Below are 19,775 nucleotides of genomic sequence, written 5' to 3'. Positions count from 1 at the left end.
CGCGCAAACAGCGCGGAAAACTAGGATGGTCTGATGCAGTTCTCTCTGTGGGTGGCCCTTGTCGGCGCGGGCACCTTGATCAGCTTCACGCCTGGCGCAGGGGCCATAAACACCATGAGCAACGCCCTCAACGCCGGCTTTCGACGCTCGATCTGGGGAATCCTCGGCCAGCAGGCCGCGCTGCTCATCCACATCGTCATCGTGGCGCTCGGTGTCGGTCTGCTCGTGGCCAGTTCGCCGATCGCATTCAACATCATTCGCTACGCGGGTGCCGCCTACCTCGTGTATCTGGGCATCAGGCAGTTTCTTGCCAAGCCGGAACTCGATGCCGAGCGTGCCAGGGCCCTGAGCGATGAGCCTCGCTGGTCGATGTTCCAGCGCGGGCTGTGGGTGAACATGCTGAACCCCAAGGCAATTGTGTTCTTTCTGGCGTTCCTGCCGCAGTTCATCCGGGTCGACCGGCCCTTGCCCGCCCAGTATTTGATCGTCGCCGCCACTGTCGTCGTGATCGACATTCTGGTGATGTGGTTTTTCTTCGCCGTGACGGCGCGCTCATTCCAGCGATTCACCCGCGACGCTCGGGGTCAGCAGGTGTTGAACCGCGTCTTCGGCGTGCTCTTCGTGGCCGTCGGCGTGCTGCTCGCGGTCATCCACTGAGACCTCAGCGCGGGCGGCAGATGATTCCGACCCACCATTAGGGTGAGCACATGCGATGGGGTCGAACATATTTCGCCGTGCAGGCGATTGCGGGTGCCGCGTGGTGGATCGCTGTGTTCACGTTTCCGTTCGTGCGCGACGTGACCCTCGGCGGCCTCAACCCGATCGTTGTCGCCGCCTTCGACATCCCACTCTTTGTCGGGGCCTCGGCACTGGCGGCGCTGGGCGTGCGGGCCGCCGCGGTCGTGAGTACCTGCTGGACGGTCGTCGTCACCATCGCCCTGGCGGGCTACGCCACGGTCACAGGCGAAGCGGGCTGGGGCGTGGTCATCATGGCTGCGGCCACCGCCGGATCCGCGTTAGCGCTGTGCCTCGTGGTGGTCGGGCGCATTCCCACAGACTGGATGATTCGCGGTCCGTTCGCCTTTCGGCCCGCGGCCGTTCGACCCGCCGCGGCAACCCACGTGGTGGCGACCTTTATGCAGATAGCCGTTTTCTGGGGTCTGTTCCTCGTCGTGATCCCGCTCATCGCCGCGCTCCTCGAGCAGCGGTGGGCAATCGCGATCCCGCTCCCGGCCTTCGCCGGCCCCGTTGGCGTTGCCGTGCTCGTGGCCGCCAGTGCCCTGGGCATCTGGTCGGCCGTGGTGATGTCGACGCTGGGAAATGGCACACCGTTGCCCTCGGCGATGCCCAACAGCCTGGTCATCGCCGGACCGTACCGCTGGGTGCGCAACCCGATGGCGGTATCCGGCATCGTGCAGGGCGTCGCGGTCGGCCTCATCCTCTCGTCCTGGCTGGTCATCGTCTATGCGATCGCCGGCTCGATGCTCTGGAACTACGCCATCCGACCGCACGAAGAGGCCGACCTCGAACGACGCTTCGGCGCCGAATTCCGACGGTATCGCGATGCGGTGCGTTGCTGGCTGCCCCGAGTGCCGGTGGCGCCGTCCAGTCCGTGAGTTTACGAGGGGCGGGCCGAGAGAACGCAGAACTCGTTGCCCTCGGGATCCGCGAGGACCACCCAGGGAACGTCAACCTGACCGACATCGGCACGGCTGGCGCCCATTGCGATCAGACGCTCAACCTCGACAGCCTGGTCGTCGGGCACGAAGTCGAGATGGAGGCGGTTCTTCACCCTCTTCTCTTCGGGCACCGAACCGAACAGCAGTGTCGGATGGGCACCCTCCGCGGGCGCAATCTCCAACTCGTCGTCGCTTTCGCCGACCACGACCCAGTCCAAGGCATCTCGCCACCACAGCCCGAGCACCCTCGGGTCGCGACTGTCGATGACGACTTCTTCCCACATCAGTGACATGTCCCACACAGTACCTGACCTGGCCGTTGGTCAGACGGAGAACACCGTGCGCGGGTCTTGCAGCAGCGCCGGATACGGAAAGGAACGCCGCGCAAGCTCGCCCCGAAACTCGACCGGTAGTCGTAGCACCGGCTCGCCGTCCTCATCCGCCGTGGTCACAACGGAACCGGAGACGGTGCCGCGAATGAGCCTCTCGCCGTCGACGGCGAGCACGGCAATGGGCGTGCCGGGTTCGAGCGCCGCGAAGGCTTCCAGCTGCGTCTTCCATTTCGCGGTGCGCTTGCCGAGCGGGGACAGCCCCCGCAGAGAGACGATTCCCCCGGTCATCCACTCCTCGTACTCGCTGGAACTGCGTGGCCGCAGTATCCACACCGGCGAAAGGGACTCCCCCGCGGTCCCGCTCACAGCGCCCGCAGCGTGCCCGGAAACGCCCGGGTCAGTGCCCGGCCAGACGTAGGGAAGGTCGTCCGGCGCCCCGGGGAACAGTGGTGCATAGAACTCCGGTGCCTTCCGCACCAGGTTCGAACGATGGCTCAGGTGCAAGGCCTCATTGCCGAGCCAGGAGGGCACGGGAAACGTCGCTTCATCTTTCGCCGCGTCCGGCGCGAACTCCGTGATGAGCGGGCGGGTGCTGTCAGCATTGCCCCGGCCGGTCCACTCGTCCACCATCGCCAGCGCGTAGCGGGTGAGTTCGGGTACGTACCCCCGCCACATCTGCATGGCGGGATGGCTCTGCCAGCCGTAGGCCGGCAGCACGATCGCACGAAGCACCTGAAGCGCCTCGACCCGTTGTTTGCCCAACCGCGCGGAATCCAGGACCTGCGCGCTCTCGGCAAAGTCGGAAAAGGGAAGAAACGTCTGCACCCCTACAGTCTTACCCGCTGCGAAACGTCCGTGAGGCGCAGATGCTCCCGCTCCGGCCGCACTGTACTCTGGTCACCTTGACGTCGCCCCGAACGAGGACGACGCCCCGATCCAAGGAGAACCAGATGTCGGTCGGCTTGCTCGCCGTAGTCGATGACATTCTTACCGCCGCCCTCAAGGCGAGCGCTAAAACCGCAGGCGTCGTTATCGACGACGCGGCCGTCACCCCGCAGTACGTTCAGGGGCTTTCCCCGGCGCGGGAGCTGCACGTGGTCTGGCGGATCGCACTGGGTAGCCTGTTCAACAAGTTCGTCATCATCATTCCGCTCGCACTGCTGCTGTCCGCCTTCGCGCCCTGGGTGTTGCCGTTTCTCTTGATCATCGGCGGCACCTATCTCTGCTTCGAGGGTGCAGAGAAGGTCACTGAGTGGTTCGGCGTTCATCACGCCGCGGGCGAAACCGAGTCGCGGGATGAGAAGAAGCTCGTCTTCGGCGCCATCCGCACCGACCTCATCCTCAGCACCGAAATCATGCTCATCGCGCTCGCGAGTCTCGATCCCGATTTTGGGATCTGGATGACGCTCGGCGCTCTGGTGGTCATCGGCCTCGGCATGACGGCGCTCGTCTACGGCGCCGTCGCCCTGCTGGTGAAGATCGACGACATTGGGCTGTCGATGATGAAGAACACCGCACGCCGCGTGCGGCGCACCGGCGCCCGTATCGTGGCCGCCATGCCCACCGTGTTCAAGGTGATCAGTGTCATCGGCACGGTCGCCATGTTGTGGGTCGGCGGTCACCTGGTGATCACCAACCTGGCCGAGACGATCTGGCACGGCCCCTACGACGTGCTGCACGTCGTGACGCACGCGGTGGAAGCCGCAGGGCCGGTCGTCGTCTGGGTCACCGACACCGCGATGTCGGCCGTGTTCGGGCTCGTGCTCGGAATGATCGTTGTGGGAATTGTTCTCGGAGTGTCTCGTCTGCTCAAGCGCAACCAGACGGAGAGCGTCTCGCACTGACGCGCCGTTCGCGGTCAGCTTGCTCGTGACACCAAACTATGGCGCGCGATAAGCCGGCTGGACAGGGCGATCACCCAGGCCCAGAAGATGAAGTACGGAATCGTCCAGCCGTAGCCCTGCCGAGGTCGAAGGCGAAGAAGGCGACGCTCGCATCCAGCTCGTCCCCGCAATTGAAGGCGGCGTCCCAGCTGGCGTCGATGACTCCGTAGGCGGCGACGAGTACGGCGGAGACCGGAGCCACCGTCGAGCGCCACGCGGGCACGTCTTCCGCCCGGCGAAGCAGGGTGGTCTGTCCTAAGAGGAGGATGGGTTGCGAGGTTGTCGGCGAGGCCGGTCATCCGTTCGGGACCGAGCCACCTGTCCCGTTTGTGCACGCCGTGGTCGTCGATCATGTTGCCTCCCCTTTCGTCAAGGGCGAAACCGTTCACGTCTCAAGCGCCATTTTCAACCGCTGCAGGTGGTCACCGTCTTCCTTCTTCAACACGGCAGCGACCATGGGGACCATCAACTTTTTTGCTCCACTCGCCGTGATATCACAGACCAGGTCCACGCGTGTGCCAGTCGCCTCAGGGTGAAACGCGTACTGATAGACGGTTTCGATTCCCTCGGTCAGATTCTTCACGGCATACTTCTGACTCGGCTCATAGGCAACGACCTCGAGCTCGGCCTGTTCTTCCTTGCCCCTCATCACGCGGGTCTCACGATAGAGCGTTCCGACTTGAATGGGTCCGCCCGTAATCTTGACCATGTTCTTGACAGAGGGAACAATCTTGGGCGCGTTGTCGGGCGTGGTGACAAAGTCGAGTACGTCGTGTGGTGGTCGAGAGATCCATTCACTCATCGTGAATCCGGCCATTTTCTTCTCCTCCGTCAGGTCGATCGTAATCAGCCCGAGGGGCAGGCGCTATGAGGGTGGCGCGGATGCGTCTCTCTGATTTATCGGTCAGCTCGACGGAAGGCGGCGACCCTTGATAAACAGCCAAAAGATGAGGACGACTTCGCCCACGAAAAGGAACTTGGCGAAAACGGCGGTGAAGTCGGGGATGAGGGCCACGCCGATGGCATCCGCCAGATAGCCCACGCCTGCGACGGCGAGCAGGATACCGAAAAACTTCGCCATGAAACCGGAACGGAACGCCAGGTAACCGACCAGGAGAAGCGAGGCGCCGAACAGGCCCAGGCTGATAACCCAGATGGTGTTAAAGGACTCCAGCACGGGCAAGGCGGCCTCGGGATCGTCGAGTAGCGAGAACCCGACCACCAGCTGACTGACGGCCGCCAGAAGCAGCAGCGCGTAGACGGTTCTCAACCAGCCGGCCGCCGCCGACAGCCGACGGTTCACTGGCCTGAACAAGGTGTACAGGGCGCCCGCCACGAGGATGTCGAGCAGAGCCACAATGATGAAGCTCGCGACACCCGACCAGAAAAGGAATGGGGCGGCGGAGAGGTTCTGGGCGGTCTGCGTGGGGTCCCCCGGAGCGATCAGGGCCATCGCACCGAAGTTGGCGAAGCCGCCGAGCACCGCCATGACGGCGAGGCCGGCTCCGGCGACCAGTGCCGCTGAACGCGGCGACCAGGTGGTGAAGCCCAGCCCTCGCCGTGGAACGACAGCCTTCGGGGAGTTGATGCTTGCCACACTCATGAGATCTCCTTACGTCGTAAGCTTATGATGTAAGTACCATACGGTTACGTAGTAAGGTTGTCAACGAACAGTGAGGGGCACGCATGGCGAAGCCGGCAGGCAAGGCGGACAGGACGCCCCGGGGACGGCTGAGCCGCGAAGAGGTGTTGAGCACGGCCATCACGCTCGCGGACAAGGGCGGCATCGAGTCATTGACCATGCGCCGGCTCGGGGACGAGCTCGGGGTCGAAGCGATGTCGCTGTACAACCATGTGGCCAACAAGGAAGACCTACTCAACGCCATGGTCGATGCGGTGTTCAGCGAGATCGACCTGCCGTCGCACAGCGAGGGCTGGAAAACATCGATGCGCAAGCGATCGATCTCTTTCCGCGCTGCCCTGTCACGCCACCCCTGGGCTACGGGGCTGACGGACTCCGGGACGAACCCAGGGCCCGCCACGCTGCGGCATCACGACCGCGTCATCGGCACCTTTCGGAACGCCGGATTCTCCGTGGCCATGGCCGCTCATGCCTTCTCTGCCTTGGACAGCTACATCTACGGGTTCGCGATGCAGGAGAAAAGCCTGCCCTTCACGACCGAGGAAGAGACAGCCGCGATGGCGCAGATAATGCTCGCCCAACTCCCCGCCAACGAATACCCCTATCTCGCCGAGCTGACCGCGGACCACGTTCTGAAGCCGGGTTACAACTACGGCGACGAATTCCCGCTCGGCCTCGATCTCATCCTCGACGGGCTGGAGCGCTGGCTGACCTCGGCCGCACGGTAACCAGCCCGCTCCGCCCTCTTTCTTGATGTCATAGCGCAGAAGTACCACGCCATTTTCGAATGGGGTGGCCTCGATCAGCTTCAGGTCGTGCCGATCCTCGAAAATACGCGTTCCCTTGCCGCGTGACGCCGGGCAGACCCGCATCTGGACTTCGTCAACGACGTCGGCGTCCAGCAGGGAGTGCATGAGTTGCAGACTCCCCCATAGCCAGATGTCCTTGCCACCCTGCTCCTTGAGCTCCCGGATGGTGGCGGCCGCGTCGCGCGTCACGGTCGCTGGTGAAAAGTCGCCCCAGGGCGCGTCATCCAGCTTCGACGAGGCAATGAACTTGGTGAGGTTGTTGAGCTTCTCGCCGTACTCGCCCTGATCGGCGGCGTACGGCCAGTAGTCCTTGGACTGGGCGTAGGTATTCGCGCCGAGAATCATCGTGTAACTGTAGCCGGATAGCTCTCGGTCAACGCGCCCCCTCTTACTGCTGCTTCGGTACCTCGCGCTGCGCAGGATGCCGCTGGCGCAGCCAGAGCACGAGCATGACAGCACAGGACACGATTTAGAACGTGTGAAGCGCCCAGATCGGGCCGAACGGCAGCGTGAACACGTAGAGCGAATACACACCGTTCGCAGCGTTGATCATGACCTCGGTGGAGACCGTGCCGGCGACGTCACTAGGCAGCGGGTACGATCACGGCGTCTGAGCGCGCCAGACCGTCAAGTGGAGAACCTCTATTCGGGCGTCCCGTTGGGCGAGCTTGCACGCCGCAGCAGGTAGGCAGTGTCAGACCTGCCAGACCTGCACGACCGACGGACGCGGGGCGGCGACCAGCGCGCCGCCGCTCATTGTTGTGTAGTCAGGGAAATAGGAGTGCGGACTGGCGAAGCTGCCGTCCTCGCCCGGGTGCTGTACGGCTACATAGACCATGCCCTCGTCATCCCGGATGACGGGGCCGCAGGTCTCCGCCTCGCGCGGCACGGCGAGGAACTGGTCGACGCGGCCACGGTTTGCGCCGTCGAGGCCGACCCGGAACAGACCGTCGTTGTAGCCGATGGTGCCAGGCTGGCCGTCGGTGGAGATCCACAGGTTGCCGGCCTTATCGAAGGCCAGATTGTCGGGGCAGGAGATCGGCGAGACCTGGTCGACCGGAAAGCCGGCGAAGTACGCCGAGCCGGACACGGCGGGGTCGCCGCAGACCAGCAGGATGAGCCATCCGAAGCTCGTCGCAGTGGCGTCGTTCTGCGCCTCGGTAATCTCGATCACGTGACCGTCGCGGTTGACCGTCCTCGGATTGACCTCGTCGACGCCGGCCTTGCCAAACGTGCCGCGCTGCGTGTTGTTGGTGCAGGCGACGTACACCTTGCCTGTGGTGGGGTGCGGTTGAACGTCTTCCGGTCGGTCCATCTTGGTGGCACCGACAGCGTCGGCGGCGAGGCGGGTGTGCACGAGCACTTCCTCGACGGTGAAACCAGGCACGGCGCTTGCCCCGTTCAGCGTAAGCGGGATCCACTGGCCACTGCCGTCGAAGGCACCGTCGGTCGGCAGGGCGCCGGTGCCGGTGATCTCAGCCGCGGGCGAGTTGCCGCTGAAGCGGGCTACGTAGAGGTCGCCGGACTCGAGGATCGTCTTATTGTGCGCGCGCGCCTTGACGCTGTTTCCCGTGCGGAAAGTCTTGTGAGAGACGAATTTGTAGAGGTAGTCGAAGCGCTCGTCGTCGCCCATGTATGCCACGACGCGGCCGTCGCCGGCGACGGTGACGTTGGCACCCTCGTGCTTCATCCGACCCATGGCGGTGTGTTTCACTGGGGTGGCGCTGGGGTCGAGTGGGTCGATCTCAACGATGTAGCCGAACCGGTTTGGCTCGTTCACGTAGCCGGGGTTCGCCACGGCGTCGAATCGCGGCTCGATGGCTTCCCAGCCATAGGTGGAGGGCGAAGACGACAGACCGTACCGCTTCTGCCCGGCCGTGGCTCCCGAGGAACGAAAGTAGTTGTTGAAGTTCTCTTCGCCCGACAGAATGGTTCCCCACGGGGTCGTTCCGCCGGCGCAGTTGCCGAAGGTTCCGAGCACGCTCGTGCCCTCCGGGTCATCCTGCGTCTTCATCATGTCCTGGCCAGCGGCTGGTCCGGTCAGACGGAACGGGGTGGATGCCGTGATACGACGGTTGTAGTCGGAGGAGCGCAGGTACGACCACGGGCGGCCCCTCTTGTCGCGCGCAAGCTCGACGACGGCCAGGCCGTGGGCAGCCATCGTGATGCGCAACTGCTGCAGCCGCTCGGCCTCGTTCGCGGCCGGCGGGAACATGATCCCGGGGTTCGTGTATTCGTGGTTCGTGACGAGCAGGCCGTGGCGACCGCCGCCGCCCTGCAACTCGATGATGTCGAGGTAATCGTTGTTGTAGCCGAACTGCAGCGACTGCGCCTCGGGGGTCTGGTTGTTGATGTCGAACTCGGGCGCGCCGGCCAGGATCGGGTCTCCCCAGCGGATGATCGGCGCCCACTGGAAACCTGACGGCACCACAAAGTCGTCCACCGTCGCGGCAACGGGAGGGATGGCGGTGAATGCCAGTCCACGCATTGCGGCGTGGGCTGTCGGGGTGCCGCCGAACGGCGAGTCGAATGCGGCGAAGGTGAGCGCCAGTGCGCCCGCGCCTGCGCCGAGCAGCACAGAGCGACGGGAGAGTGCGACGCCGACGATGTCCCTCAAGTACTCGTTGTCGGTCTGGTTGCACACCCCCATTGCGCAGGCGTTGCCGCATTTGAGCTGGCATGTCACCGGACTGCGCTTGCCCTTGGTGTGGCCCGCCATCGGAAGAGGCATCCGTGTTTCCTGCTGCGACATGGTTCTGTTCTCCTCCAACGGCCGATTTAGACAGGGTCAACGCAACAGGATGCCGGTGGCCGTCCGGTTTCACTCGGGTGAACACCGACGGTCTCCTATTCGAAGATTCCCCTTTTCCCCAACTGAGCGCCTTGGTGGCTTTCCGGTTGCCGTCGCCGGCCTAGTGTGCAAATCCTCCCGACCTCTATTCGGGCGTCCCGCCATGCTCTCGTTTATGGGCGAGCTCCTGAACTTGCCACTTGTGCACGTCGGCCAGCCACTCCAACGGCGCCGATGGGCCGACCCGAAAGTCGCCGGGATCCCCGCCGTCACTCATGGTCTCTACGTACGCGCGATCCTGTTCGATCCGCGCTCGTACCTGATCCGCTTCGCCGACAGACCCGTGACCGGGGATGACGACATCAACGTCGTCCGCCACGTCCTCGAACAGCCGGAGCGCGTCGAGGTAATCCTCGATCGGATTCGCGGCCCGTAGGTCGAGGAACGGCATCAGGATGTCCGACAGCATGTCGCCGGCGACGAGGACTCCCCGCTCCTCGATCAACAGTGCCGCGTGGCCTGTGGCATGGGCCTGATGCTCGATGATGCGGACGTCAGGGCCGTCCCACGGAACCTGTGTGGTTTCGGCGGGCAGACCGGTGATGAAACCCAGCAAATCCATCGGGACCTCCTCGGCGTACTCCGGTGGTAGCCCCTCGGCCACGCGGGCCATCCAATCCGCGTTCGAGAGCACATCCCGGATGGACGCCGCGCAGCGGGCTGTACCGTAACGGGGCACTACACCGAAGCTCGCGTGCCAGAGCACATGATCCCAGTGCGGATGCGTCGAGAAGCCTGCCACCACGGGCTGGCCCAGCTCGCGAACGTCGTTCGCGAGGGTGGCCATTTCGTCCCGCGTGATCCCGGGGTCGATGAGCAACACACCCGCCCGGCCCTGCACGACAACGGAATTACTCTGGATGAACTCGCTCTCGTGAACATGCACACCCTCCGCGACCTGCTTCAGCATGGGAGCCCTTCCGCCTGTGGTTTGCGATCGATTGTCGAAACGGTACTACTGGCGGCAGTAGAGCACCACGGGCGAAGCGGGTGACCCGTGACATGTTCACGGGGTCTCCTTACAATGAGGTTCAGCGGTCTCGGTTGGCTGAGACTGTTGATTCGAGCGGTGGCCGTTCGAACTCGCGACGCGACTATGAGCGCACCGGGGAGGACGAGCACATGGGCAGAATGGACGAAACGCCAGCCGCATCCGAGGCTCACACCGAACCACCGCCCGGTGGCGCGCGCACGTTCGCGCAGGTGCTGGTGAACACGGCGGTCGCAAACGTCACGACGAGCTTCCTCTGGTTCGCACTCACATTCTGGGTCTACCTGGAGACGCGCTCGGTACTCGCTACCGGCATCATCGGTGGAGCGTACATGTTGCTCGTCGCCCTGTTCTCGATGGCGTTCGGCACCATCGTTGACCGGCACCGCAAGCACCTCGTGATGGTGTTCGCGGGCCTGGTCACCTTGATCGCATTCGGTATCGGCGGCGTGCTGTATCTCCTGTTCCCGGAGTCCACTCTGCTCGACATCGGTAGGCCCATGTTCTGGCTGTTCAGCGGGATCATCCTCTTCGGGGCAGTCATCGAGAACATGCGCAACATCGCACTGTCGACGGTCGTCACACTGCTTATCCCTACCGAGCGGCACGCGAACGCGAACGGGCTCGTGGGCACAGTGCAGGGGCTCGCCTTCATGGTGACGAGCGTTTTCAGCGGGCTCGCGATCGGGTTGCTGGGAATGGGGTGGACGCTCATCATCGCGATCGCCCTTTCGGCGGCGGCCCTCCTGCACCTGCTGTTCCTACGCATCCCCGAGGAACAACCGCAGCAGGATGGCGAGCGGCGTCCGCTCATCGACCTGCGCGGCAGCATCACGGCGGTGAGGGCGGCCACAGGGCTCTTCGCGCTCATCATTTTCTCGACGTTCAACAACTTCATCGGTGGCGTCTATATGGCGCTCATGGACCCTTACGGCCTCGAGCTCTTCCCCGTCGAGGTGTGGGGAATCGTGCTCGGTGTCACGTCGACCGGGTTCATCATCGGTGGCCTGCTGATCACGAAGTTCGGACTGGGACGCAACCCGATACGCACGATGCTGCTGCTCGTCATCCTCATGGGCGTGCTCGGGGCGCTGTTCACGATCCGCGAGTGGTGGTGGCTGTACGCCGCCGGCATCTGGCTCTATATGACGCTCATCCCCGCCGTCGAAGCGTCAGAGCAGACGGTCATCCAGAAAGTGGTGCCGTTCCGTGAGCAGGGGCGCGTGTTCGGGTTCGCCGCGGCATTCGAGTCGGCGGCCGCCCCCATCACCGCGTTCCTCATCGCGCCGATCGCCGAGTTCATCATCATCCCGTTCATGAACTCGGCTGCCGGACGCGAGGGCCTCGGCTGGCTCCTGGGAGACGGCGAGGCGCGGGGCATTGCGCTCGTGTTCCTTGTCGCGGGGATGCTGATGGTGCTCGCGGCCATCGGTGCGTTCTTCACGAAGTCGTACCGCCGCATCTCGGCGCAATACCTCGGCGAGGACGAGTCTGTCCCGGTTGAGGGCGATCAGGACTCGACGACCGAGGCGCAGCTGCGGCACTAAGAATGACTCGCAGCCGCACCTCGACGGGTAGAGCTATGCCAGCGTCGGCTGCAACAGCCCCTCGAGACGCTGGTAACTCGTCTCCATGCCGTCGGTCATGCCGGTCGCAAGCACCGCGTCGCGCTGCTCGGCGTTTGCGTAGGTGATGACGAGTGAGAGCAGGGTTCCGCCCTCGACTTCCGTCAGGGTCAGCTCGTTGAGCGTTGCCGGGAAGTCCATGCCGACCATCGCCTCGGTCGTGACCGCGCGGTACGGTTCCTCCACCTCGAGCAGTTCGCCGGTGAAGCCGAATCGCTCGTCGCCACCGTCCCGCTGCCACTCATAGTGGTAGCTCTCGCCGATGGCCGTCGCGATCTCACAGACAGGCATCGACCAGCCGTCCGGTCCGAGCAGCCACCGCTTCATGAGGGCGGCGTCGTTGTGTGCCCGCCACACCTGGTCGACGGTGCCGCGGATGACCCGCGCCACGCGCACCTGGGTATCGCTGAGGACTTGCGCTTCCGCCCTGCGCTCGGTGGCGAATGATGCCAGGTCGGCCAGCACCTGATCGATCTGAGCCATTGCCTCACGGGTGCCTTCGAGCATGCCCATATCGATGAGCTGCTGCATCTGCTCGAGCGAGTCGAAGTGCGATGTTGCACTGAGGCGGCTGCCGCCGCTCGTCTCCTCGAAAGCGAAGTCCATCCGGGTGGCCGGGAGGTCGGTATTCGGCACGCCCGCCGCATCCGAGAACCTGTCGATCACTTCGAACGAGTGGGGAGCGTCGGCTGAGGTCCAGTCCCAGCAGCCGTAGTGTGTGTCTCCCTCTGGTCCGGTCATTGAGTACACGCTGCGTCCGCCTGTCAGGGCGTCGTGCCGGAGAAACGTTGCCGGATAGGTTGGCGGACCCCAGAACCGCTCGATCTGGCGCGGGTCGGTGTACGCATCCCAGAGCCGGCGGAGTGGCGCCGCGAAGTCGGCGACGATCGTGATGCTGAGCTGGTCGAGGTCTTTTTCGACAGAAGTGACGGGCATGATGTTCCTTTCGGTTAGCTGTCGGGTGGAGCCGGTTCGTCTTCCGCGAGCAGGATGTCGAGGCGATCGATGCGCGAACGCCAGAGCTCTTCGAAGCTGTCGAGCAGGCGCTGCGCCTGGCGGATGCGGTCGAGATTTCCCCGAACCATCCGCTCACGACCACGCGGTTCTTTGGCCACGAGCCTGGCCTCCTCCAAAACTGCAACGTGTTTCTGGACTGCCGCGAACGACATGCTGTAGGAGTCCGCCAACTGCGACACCGAGACATCGGCGACCAACGTGCGGCACACGATATCCCGCCGCGTCGCGTCCGCTAGGGCGCGGAAGAGGCGGTTGACATCCTGTTCGGAAAGTTCTAATACAACCATTTGATTGTATGATATTCGACGAATGCGAGTCGCACAACCACTCTAGAGTCCGAATTGTCCCGAGGCGCCAGTGCAGGGGCTATTTAGAGGTTGCGATCGGCGTACACCGGTAGCACCCGTTGCAGTCGCACCAGCGCCTCGGCGTCGTGGTAGCGGTATCCGTTGTCACCGATGTGGCTCGGCGCTGTCGATGATGGTAGGGAGAACGTCGGTACTCCAAGCGTGTAGGGCCGCGATTGCGCCGCGACGTACCGAGAGCGTTCTTCAATCACCACGGGTCCCACACCGCCATCGGCAGGGCCCCACCCATCGCGCGGTCAACCAAGCTCCCCAGGCAGTTCAGCTAGCTGGGGGCCAGGCTATCCTGATCGGCGAAGAAGTCGACCTGGTCGATGTTCAGGTCGGCGTTCGGTCTGCAGCGACGGAGCTGTAGTTCAGCTCTCGGGTGACGGCGAGGGCGGTGGTCTGTACGACATGAACGTAGGTTCCCAGGTCCGGTCCTCCGGTCGGCACGACAACGGAGAGTGCCGCCACGACTGCGCCGTCCGGCGCTCGTACGGGCGCGGCGACGGTGCTCACTGACCAGGGTTCGCTCTGGCGGCCACGCGCGAAACCGCCGCGTCGGACTTCGGCGAGGGTTCGGCGCAACTCCGCGGGGCTGCGTATCTCGGTGTCTGCGGAGGGCACGAATTCCTCGATGGTCCGCTCCTGCACATCCGCGGGCGCGTGAGCGAGTAGCACGAGGCCGACGCCGGTCGAGGTCAGCGGAAGGCGCCCCCCGACTCGGTATTGCACGGGCATCGCGCCGTGGGCGGAGAGCCGCTCGACGAGGAGCGCGTCATCGCCGTCGCGTACGGCGAGCAGCACATGTTGGCGGGTGACGGCGAAGAGGTCCTCCATATATGGCATGGCGACGGCACGCAGGCCGTGTCCGCGGGGTGCGAGAGTGGCAACCTCGAGTAGCCGGAGTCCGACGACGAATGCGCCGTCGGACCGGCGTTCGAGCGCGCCGACGTCGACGAGCTTGCGTGCCAGGCGCAGGGCACTGCTGCGCGGGATCCCGCTGCGCCGCGACAGCTCGGCGAGGGAGAGTTGCCTGTGGTCGGCTGTAAAGGCTGCGAGCAGCCGGGCGGCGCGTTCGATCACCGCCTCACCGGCACCGGTCCTGCCGGCGCGCGCTTGTTCGGTCATGAGACGTTGTATCCATTCGTGTTCCACTCAGCGGCACAGCTGATGCCATCCTACGGCCGGATGGCTACGCTTGAAGAACAATCTGAGAACGGAACACCATGGCAACCACACCTCTCGTCGACGTCCACGCCCACTTCGTCACCGACTCCTACGTCGTGGCGGCGCGCGCCGCCGGGATCACACATCCGGACGGCATGCTCGCCTGGGCCACCTGGAGTCTCATCGAGCAGCTCGAGCTCATGGAGCGTGGCGGTATCGCGAAGTCCTACCTGTCGATTTCTTCGCCCGGGGTGCACTTCGGCGACGACGTCGCGGCGAGGTCCCTGGCGCGCGAGGTCAACGAGTACGGCGCCGGTCTGCGCCGGGAGCACCCTGACCGCTTTGGCCACTTCGCGTCGCTGCCGCTACCGGATGTCGCGGGATCGCTCGCCGCGGCCGCGTACGCGTTGGACAAGCTCGGCTCCGACGGCGTCGCTGTCGAGACGAATGCACACGGCGTCTACCTGGGTGACCCGAGCCTCGACCCGCTGTGGACTGAACTCGACCGGCGCGGCGCACTCGTGTTCGTGCACCCGACGACACCGCCCGCCGGCGAACAGACGTCACTAGGCCGGCCGCGCCCGCTCATGGAGTTCCTCTTCGATACCGCGCGGGCGGCGAGCGACCTCGTCTACGCACGTGTGCTGATGCGCTTCCCACACATCCGCTGGGTGCTCACGCACACCGCCGGTGTGCTGCCGCTGCTCGTCGACCGGATGGACGCGTTCAGGCCCCTGATGATGCCTGAGCTCGCCGACGACCCGGCCGTGCGTGATCAGCTCGGAGGCGTCTGGTTCGACATGGCCGGCACTCCTTTCCCGCGCGCCGTCCCCGCGTTCGACGCCGCTTTCGGCACCGACCGACTGCTGTACGGCAGTGACTACTGTTGGACCCCGCTTGACGGTGCTCTCGCGCAGATCGCCTCGATCGACGCCGCCGAACAACCCTCTGACACGGATTCCTGGCGCGACCTGACGACCCGCAACGCTGACGCTCTTCTGAGGAGGAACCGATGACCGACGATCTCACCACCATCACACAAGTCGTGCTGCACGAACGCCAGGCCCGCGACCGCGGTTGGTGGTATCAGATGGCAGGCTGCTTCTGGCCCGACTCCCAGGTGCACCTCAGCTGGCACACCGGTGACGGCCCCGGGTTCGTGGCAGCCTCACGCGAGATGGCTGGGCGCGGAGACGCGAGTGTGCACAGGATGTCACCGCCGACGGTCCACGTTGCCGACGACAGGGCATGGACCGAGGTGCCCGCCGGGATCGAAGTGCGCACCAGGATCGACGGCGTGCAGGTCGACCTCGTGTCCTACGCCCGAGTCTGCTACCGCCTCGTGCGGCGCGACCTTGTGTGGAAGATCGCCTCGCTCGACGTGATCTACGAGCGCGACACCGCCACCGCCGCCGTCCCCGGAGAGTCGTTCACCATCCCGCCCGGCGAGCTCGAGCGCTTCCGCCCCTCTTACGCGATCCTCGCGTGGCACCTCGACCGGCGCGGTTACACGATCGGCACCGACTTGCTGGGCGACGACCGACCCGCCGAGCGCGACGCCTTCTACGCCCGCACCCTGGAATGGCTGCACGCATGACCCACCCACCTGAAAGGAACCACTCATGACCACCACGGTCTTCACCGACGTCCACGTACTCAAAGGCGACGGGCTCTCCTCCCCGAGCACCGTCATCGTCACCGACGGCACCATCGTCACAGTGCACCAGGGCGCGCCGACCGCGGCCGAGGTATCCGACACCACCGACGTCATCGCCGGCGACGGCGGAACCCTGCTGCCCGGCCTGATTGACGCGCACGTGCACATCAACACCCGCAAGGACCTCGACGCCCTCGCCGCGCACGGTGTGACAACAGCCTTCGACATGGCCTCTTGGCCTATAGCGCTCACCGCCACGATGCGCGCCGAGCAGGGAACCGCGAGCACTATCAGCGCCGGGGTTCCGTTCATCGGAGCGAACGGCCCTCACTCGCACTTCGGCATGCCAGGCGACGCGATCGTCACCGACCCGGCCGGCGTCGCCGCCGGCGTCGCCCAGCGGGTCGCGGACGGATCCGACTTCATCAAGATCGTCACCGAGGCTCCGGGCCGCGGCGGCCCGGAGCCCGAGATCATCGCGGCCGTGGTCGAGGCCGCCCATGCCGCGCGGCTCCAGGTCGTCGCACACGCCAGCCACCTCGCAGCCTTCATAATGTCGCTGGACGCTGGCGTCGACGTGATCACTCACGTGCCGACCGAGGCTGCCATCGATCAGGCCGTCGCACGCCGCATGGTCGACGAGGGCCGCCTCGCGATCCCGACGCTGACCGTGTCCCAGCTCCTCACCTCAAAGCGTCCCGTCCCGGGGCAAACCTACGAGAACGCCCTGGCATCCGTGGCCGCCATGCACCAGGCCGGCGTGCCGATCATGGCTGGGACCGACTCGGTGAACCAACCCGGCGTTCCCTTCTCCATCCCGCTCGGCACGGCCCTGCACGGGGAGCTTGAACTGCTGGTGGACGCAGGTCTCTCGCCTGCCGAGGCGCTGCGCGCCGCGACCAGCACGCCAGCCCAGGCGTTCGGTCTCGACGACCGGGGTGCCGTGCGCGAGGGCCTGCGTGCCGACCTCCTGCTCATCCAGGGCGACCCGACGTCACAGATCGGTGCGACCCGCAATGTGCGGGGCGTATGGATCGCGGGTCGGCGGGTCTGATCCGGCCCGCCACCCAGTCACCATACGACCGACCGGAGGTAGCCGTTGATCTGCCCCGCCACCCAGACACCGGCGACGGCTCGAGTCGCCGTGGTGTTCCGTGTCGTGTCACCGTCGACGCCCATACTCAATCCGTGCACGATCAACGGGGGTCCAGCTCGCCTCGCCCGTCGCGCGCAGCCTTCGCCGCTCTCGACGCAGTCCCTGCCCCAACCGCCGCTTAGCGGGGGCACGCAACAACGCGATCATGCGCCAATGATGCCCTGCATGCGATCCTGCTCAGACTCGCTAGTGAACCCGAACCGGTTCTGGCGCCGCCTGTACGGAATGGAACCGCCTGCGTCAACTGTCTTGCAATCCCTCTGCTAGGTTTCTCGCACGAGCAACCGGGGAGGGGTAGAGAGCGCTAATGACGAAGCCTCGAGGAACCAAAAGAATCTGGACTTCATCGGGACTCATCCTCTTATCCCTCCTGGCGATGGCGGGTTGCACGACAGGTGATTCCACCTCCGAAGTCCGTTCGTTTCTTGCAACGGACGCTGGGCCGGAGGATGCCCTGCCACCCAACGTTGCAGCTGACGGCTTAGACACGGAATCAAGTCGACGGGTTGGAACCCAAGGGGACGTGGGGTACTACCTCGCCGAATACAAGGACCCGAATACCGGTGCCGCGGGCGTGTGCCTAGTCCTCGTCAAAGCGAGCGCTGAGTTCTCAAATTCCGCGTGCGGATCAGCTGTTGGCATGCGAACCACCGGCAGCGAAACCGGGGGTGCAGAAATCGTTCAAAAGGGTGATGAGGCTCCGGACGGTTGGGTTCGCCTCAGCGATTTCCTCATTGTGAATCCAGACGCCTAGGTCTAGCCGATCCAGGTTTTACCACCGCCTACCGCGCAGTGCCGCTGTCCTCGCCGCCCGCATCGGCCCATGTCTCGCAACCATAGGGATACGAAACGTCTCACGCGCCACGTCTGCGCTCCATGCATGTACGTTTCGAGATACCAGATCGACGTTTTCGTCGGCGGGCTCGTAATCCGGATCAACACGCATCACGTCAACGCACTTCGCTGTCCCATCCCCGCCTCACCTCGGCGGCGCAGCCGAATCGCGGCAGAACCACCGCCTGTGATGTGCGGCTCCCCGCAGTGGGGCGTGCCTACGCCCCGCGCAGTCGGTAGAGTCGGGCGTGCACGGGGGTCGTGCGGGGCGTCGTCTCGGGCGCCGGATGTGGGGGAATCATGCGTCGTTCGAAACCAGCCCTGGTCAGATCGGTGGCCTGCCTGCTCGGGGTGGCCCTCGCGCTCACGGCGTGTACCGCGTCGCCGCCGGATGCCGGTGGGACCGAGAGCGCCGAGAGCGTGAACACGGCGGACTGGCCCACCGTTGAGCTCAACGGCGTCGGTCCGGTCGAGAAGATGATCGACGTGCCAGAGGGCGCAGCGTCGTTCAGGGTGAGCTTCGTCTGCGTGAGTGGTAATTTCAGCGTCTCTTTCAGCGGAGCTACGCAGAGTGACCGCCGCGGCGGCTGCCAGGGCACCCGTACCTACCTGTTTCCGGCGCCCGAATCCGCGCTGATGCAGCTGTACATCTCCGTGCCAGCCGACTCGCAGTTCGCGTTGACGGGCGAGTTCACCACCGAGGTCTTCAGCCCCGATCCGCTCATCACCGACGCGTGCACGCAGCTGTCGGAGTACATGAGTGTCTATCTCAACGCAGACCAGGGCTACCTACAGGGCGACGTGAGCGCCGAGGAGTGGCGCGTACAGATGGATGAGGCCGCGGGCATCATCACCGAGCTGCAGAACACGGCCACCGGGCTCATCGCCCTGCAGCTGCCCGCGCTGGTGGAAGGGATGTCCTCGCCCGTCGTCGTGCCCGGCTACTTCCACGAGCAGCACTCACCGACCGAGATGGATGCTGCGGGCACGATCGTCGGGGACGTCTGCAGCGACAACGGCTCCGGCCTTGTGATCATGGCCGCTTACGGCGGCTGACCCCTTCAGCGACTCGCCGCGCAGCGCCCTTTGAGAGGTTCCGAGGGGGCGATTTGCGGCAAGTGGCGGTGGGGCGCCCTCTGTGTCAGCCTGTGATGAGGGATTCCTAGTGGCAGATAGAGAGTATTTTCATGGTCGATTCCACTCGCAGTGGACAGTATCGACCTTTGGCTGTGAAGCTGCAGATCTTGACTGAATACGAGAATGCGCCGCACGGATCGAAGGGTCTCGTTGCGCGAGAGCATAGGGTTTCTCTTCACCAGATTTACCGGTGGGCGTATGCCCGCGATAATGGCGAGTTCGGGCCTGGCCCGTCGGGACGAGGGGTGACACCAAGCCGTATGACGCCAAAGAAGCAGAGCGCCGAGATCGCGGCGTTGTGTGGAACGAAGACAGGACTGTCTTCCGAAGAGACACATGGGTTAAGAGCTCCAGCGAACGAGGCTATCTGTACCCTGGGTTACGAGGCCATCGACACGAGAATTGCGAATCCGAGACCCGCGAAAGCCACTCCAGTCACGAGCGCGACAACCGCCCGGACTCCACGCCTGGGCGACCAGGGCACGAGGAAAATGGGGAGTCCGATTAGAAACGGAATTGGCGCAAGGTTACCGATCGTGCCGCCGACATCCCGACTGATTCCGAATCCGCCACCTGTACATCCGTTGATACCGCAGAAGTCCCAAAGCGCGCTGATCAGCAGGACCGAACCCACAACCACTGGAA

19 protein-coding genes and 1 pseudogene are annotated in these 19,775 nt (G+C 64.7%); 9 read left to right on the top strand and 11 right to left on the bottom strand.

Going from position 1 to position 19,775, the window contains the following annotated elements:
- Nucleotides 1-33: 33 nt before the first annotated feature.
- Nucleotides 34-657 carry a LysE family transporter gene (locus E3O42_RS00820; protein WP_134452042.1) on the top strand — a complete coding sequence of 208 codons (624 nt, stop codon included), beginning with the start codon at nucleotides 34-36 and terminating at the stop codon, nucleotides 655-657.
- A 50-nt stretch (nucleotides 658-707) separates the two neighbouring features.
- The gene (locus E3O42_RS00815; protein WP_134452041.1) at nucleotides 708-1,616 is read left to right on the top strand and encodes a methyltransferase family protein; all 909 of its coding nucleotides are present in this window, start codon (nucleotides 708-710) and stop codon (nucleotides 1,614-1,616) included.
- Between the two features lie 2 nt (nucleotides 1,617-1,618).
- On the opposite strand, the gene E3O42_RS00810 is transcribed toward E3O42_RS00815, so the two are convergent.
- Nucleotides 1,619-1,972, bottom strand: a complete 354-nt coding sequence (locus E3O42_RS00810; protein ID WP_134452040.1) for a VOC family protein — start codon at nucleotides 1,970-1,972, stop codon at nucleotides 1,619-1,621.
- Between the two features lie 30 nt (nucleotides 1,973-2,002).
- The gene (locus E3O42_RS00805) at nucleotides 2,003-2,836 is read right to left on the bottom strand and encodes an MSMEG_6728 family protein (protein WP_134452039.1); all 834 of its coding nucleotides are present in this window, start codon (nucleotides 2,834-2,836) and stop codon (nucleotides 2,003-2,005) included.
- 125 nt (nucleotides 2,837-2,961) lie between these two features.
- On the opposite strand from E3O42_RS00805, the gene E3O42_RS00800 reads away from it, so the two are divergent.
- Nucleotides 2,962-3,855 (top strand): DUF808 domain-containing protein, encoded by an 894-nt coding sequence (locus tag E3O42_RS00800; protein ID WP_134452038.1) that lies wholly within the window; start codon nucleotides 2,962-2,964, stop codon nucleotides 3,853-3,855.
- A gap of 70 nt (nucleotides 3,856-3,925) precedes the next feature.
- On the opposite strand, the gene E3O42_RS00795 is transcribed toward E3O42_RS00800, so the two are convergent.
- The 3 genes from E3O42_RS00795 to E3O42_RS00785 all read right to left on the bottom strand — a co-directional run bounded on the left by E3O42_RS00795 (nucleotide 3,926) and on the right by E3O42_RS00785 (nucleotide 5,497).
- Entirely contained in the window at nucleotides 3,926-4,117 is a 192-nt protein-coding gene (locus tag E3O42_RS00795) for a hypothetical protein (RefSeq protein ID WP_134452037.1), read from the bottom strand.
- Nucleotides 4,118-4,279: 162 nt separating this feature from the next.
- Entirely contained in the window at nucleotides 4,280-4,711 is a 432-nt protein-coding gene (locus E3O42_RS00790; protein ID WP_134452036.1) for an SRPBCC family protein, read from the bottom strand.
- Nucleotides 4,712-4,798: 87 nt separating this feature from the next.
- Complete coding sequence (locus tag E3O42_RS00785) at nucleotides 4,799-5,497, bottom strand: DUF4386 domain-containing protein (RefSeq protein WP_134452035.1); 699 nt, start codon at nucleotides 5,495-5,497, stop codon at nucleotides 4,799-4,801.
- Nucleotides 5,498-5,580: 83 nt separating this feature from the next.
- On the opposite strand from E3O42_RS00785, the gene E3O42_RS00780 reads away from it, so the two are divergent.
- Nucleotides 5,581-6,264, top strand: a complete 684-nt coding sequence (locus E3O42_RS00780; RefSeq protein WP_134452034.1) for a TetR/AcrR family transcriptional regulator C-terminal domain-containing protein — start codon at nucleotides 5,581-5,583, stop codon at nucleotides 6,262-6,264.
- Nucleotides 6,265-6,315: 51 nt separating this feature from the next.
- On the opposite strand, the pseudogene E3O42_RS00775 reads toward E3O42_RS00780, so the two are convergent.
- The 3 genes and pseudogenes from E3O42_RS00775 to E3O42_RS00765 all read right to left on the bottom strand — a co-directional run.
- Nucleotides 6,316-6,690, bottom strand: a pseudogene (locus E3O42_RS00775) (dihydrofolate reductase family protein); the annotation flags it as partial.
- Nucleotides 6,691-7,039: 349 nt separating this feature from the next.
- Nucleotides 7,040-9,097, bottom strand: coding sequence for a PhoX family protein (locus E3O42_RS00770; RefSeq protein WP_134452033.1), 2,058 nt, complete (start codon nucleotides 9,095-9,097; stop codon nucleotides 7,040-7,042).
- 184 nt (nucleotides 9,098-9,281) lie between these two features.
- Entirely contained in the window at nucleotides 9,282-10,106 is an 825-nt protein-coding gene (locus E3O42_RS00765) for an MBL fold metallo-hydrolase (protein WP_134452032.1), read from the bottom strand.
- Nucleotides 10,107-10,327: 221 nt separating this feature from the next.
- Here E3O42_RS00765 and E3O42_RS00760 point away from each other — a divergent pair, with 221 nt between their 5' ends.
- Nucleotides 10,328-11,734 carry an MFS transporter gene (locus E3O42_RS00760; RefSeq protein ID WP_198414034.1) on the top strand — a complete coding sequence of 469 codons (1,407 nt, stop codon included), beginning with the start codon at nucleotides 10,328-10,330 and terminating at the stop codon, nucleotides 11,732-11,734.
- A 33-nt stretch (nucleotides 11,735-11,767) separates the two neighbouring features.
- On the opposite strand, the gene E3O42_RS00755 is transcribed toward E3O42_RS00760, so the two are convergent.
- The 3 genes from E3O42_RS00755 to E3O42_RS00745 form a co-directional block, all read right to left on the bottom strand.
- Nucleotides 11,768-12,748 carry an SRPBCC family protein gene (locus tag E3O42_RS00755; protein ID WP_134452030.1) on the bottom strand — a complete coding sequence of 327 codons (981 nt, stop codon included), beginning with the start codon at nucleotides 12,746-12,748 and terminating at the stop codon, nucleotides 11,768-11,770.
- A 14-nt stretch (nucleotides 12,749-12,762) separates the two neighbouring features.
- On the bottom strand, nucleotides 12,763-13,116 hold the full coding sequence (locus E3O42_RS00750; RefSeq protein WP_134452029.1) for an ArsR/SmtB family transcription factor: 354 nt from the start codon (nucleotides 13,114-13,116) through the stop codon (nucleotides 12,763-12,765).
- Nucleotides 13,117-13,512: 396 nt separating this feature from the next.
- Nucleotides 13,513-14,307 carry an IclR family transcriptional regulator gene (locus E3O42_RS00745; RefSeq protein ID WP_134452028.1) on the bottom strand — a complete coding sequence of 265 codons (795 nt, stop codon included), beginning with the start codon at nucleotides 14,305-14,307 and terminating at the stop codon, nucleotides 13,513-13,515.
- A gap of 98 nt (nucleotides 14,308-14,405) precedes the next feature.
- On the opposite strand from E3O42_RS00745, the gene E3O42_RS00740 reads away from it, so the two are divergent.
- The 4 genes from E3O42_RS00740 to E3O42_RS00725 all read left to right on the top strand — a co-directional run bounded on the left by E3O42_RS00740 (nucleotide 14,406) and on the right by E3O42_RS00725 (nucleotide 19,049).
- Nucleotides 14,406-15,362 carry an amidohydrolase family protein gene (locus E3O42_RS00740; protein WP_134452027.1) on the top strand — a complete coding sequence of 319 codons (957 nt, stop codon included), beginning with the start codon at nucleotides 14,406-14,408 and terminating at the stop codon, nucleotides 15,360-15,362.
- Nucleotides 15,359-15,943, top strand: a complete 585-nt coding sequence (locus E3O42_RS00735; protein ID WP_134452026.1) for a nuclear transport factor 2 family protein — start codon at nucleotides 15,359-15,361, stop codon at nucleotides 15,941-15,943. The genes E3O42_RS00740 and E3O42_RS00735 overlap by 4 nt, the downstream gene beginning before the upstream one ends.
- A 25-nt stretch (nucleotides 15,944-15,968) precedes the next feature.
- On the top strand, nucleotides 15,969-17,057 hold the full coding sequence (locus tag E3O42_RS00730; RefSeq protein WP_134452025.1) for an amidohydrolase family protein: 1,089 nt from the start codon (nucleotides 15,969-15,971) through the stop codon (nucleotides 17,055-17,057).
- A 1,236-nt stretch (nucleotides 17,058-18,293) separates the two neighbouring features.
- Nucleotides 18,294-19,049 carry a hypothetical protein gene (locus E3O42_RS00725; protein WP_134452024.1) on the top strand — a complete coding sequence of 252 codons (756 nt, stop codon included), beginning with the start codon at nucleotides 18,294-18,296 and terminating at the stop codon, nucleotides 19,047-19,049.
- Nucleotides 19,050-19,775: the final 726 nt, after the last annotated feature.

Origin of the sequence: Cryobacterium adonitolivorans, from assembly GCF_004402695.1 — a bacterium.
Taxonomy (GTDB): Bacteria; Actinomycetota; Actinomycetes; order Actinomycetales; family Microbacteriaceae; genus Cryobacterium; species Cryobacterium adonitolivorans.
This window is presented reverse-complemented; position numbering and strand designations above follow the sequence as displayed.

Excerpts from the sequence above, each read along its gene's own strand:
- E3O42_RS00815 (WP_134452041.1), top strand. The coding sequence starts at position 708 with ATGCGATGGGGTCGAACATATTTCGCCGTGCAGGCGATTGCGGGTGCC.
- E3O42_RS00760 (WP_198414034.1), top strand. The coding sequence starts at position 10,328 with ATGGACGAAACGCCAGCCGCATCCGAGGCTCACACCGAACCACCGCCC.
- E3O42_RS00765 (WP_134452032.1), bottom strand. The coding sequence starts at position 10,106 with ATGCTGAAGCAGGTCGCGGAGGGTGTGCATGTTCACGAGAGCGAGTTC.
- E3O42_RS00735 (WP_134452026.1), top strand. The coding sequence starts at position 15,359 with ATGACCGACGATCTCACCACCATCACACAAGTCGTGCTGCACGAACGC.
- E3O42_RS00730 (WP_134452025.1), top strand. The coding sequence starts at position 15,969 with ATGACCACCACGGTCTTCACCGACGTCCACGTACTCAAAGGCGACGGG.
- E3O42_RS00790 (WP_134452036.1), bottom strand. The coding sequence starts at position 4,711 with ATGGCCGGATTCACGATGAGTGAATGGATCTCTCGACCACCACACGAC.
- E3O42_RS00800 (WP_134452038.1), top strand. The coding sequence starts at position 2,962 with ATGTCGGTCGGCTTGCTCGCCGTAGTCGATGACATTCTTACCGCCGCC.
- E3O42_RS00740 (WP_134452027.1), top strand. The coding sequence starts at position 14,406 with ATGGCAACCACACCTCTCGTCGACGTCCACGCCCACTTCGTCACCGAC.
- E3O42_RS00780 (WP_134452034.1), top strand. The coding sequence starts at position 5,581 with ATGGCGAAGCCGGCAGGCAAGGCGGACAGGACGCCCCGGGGACGGCTG.
- E3O42_RS00725 (WP_134452024.1), top strand. The coding sequence starts at position 18,294 with ATGCGTCGTTCGAAACCAGCCCTGGTCAGATCGGTGGCCTGCCTGCTC.
- E3O42_RS00750 (WP_134452029.1), bottom strand. The coding sequence starts at position 13,116 with ATGGTTGTATTAGAACTTTCCGAACAGGATGTCAACCGCCTCTTCCGC.
- E3O42_RS00755 (WP_134452030.1), bottom strand. The coding sequence starts at position 12,748 with ATGCCCGTCACTTCTGTCGAAAAAGACCTCGACCAGCTCAGCATCACG.
- E3O42_RS00770 (WP_134452033.1), bottom strand. The coding sequence starts at position 9,097 with ATGTCGCAGCAGGAAACACGGATGCCTCTTCCGATGGCGGGCCACACC.
- E3O42_RS00820 (WP_134452042.1), top strand. The coding sequence starts at position 34 with ATGCAGTTCTCTCTGTGGGTGGCCCTTGTCGGCGCGGGCACCTTGATC.
- E3O42_RS00785 (WP_134452035.1), bottom strand. The coding sequence starts at position 5,497 with ATGAGTGTGGCAAGCATCAACTCCCCGAAGGCTGTCGTTCCACGGCGA.
- E3O42_RS00810 (WP_134452040.1), bottom strand. The coding sequence starts at position 1,972 with ATGTCACTGATGTGGGAAGAAGTCGTCATCGACAGTCGCGACCCGAGG.
- E3O42_RS00745 (WP_134452028.1), bottom strand. The coding sequence starts at position 14,307 with ATGACCGAACAAGCGCGCGCCGGCAGGACCGGTGCCGGTGAGGCGGTG.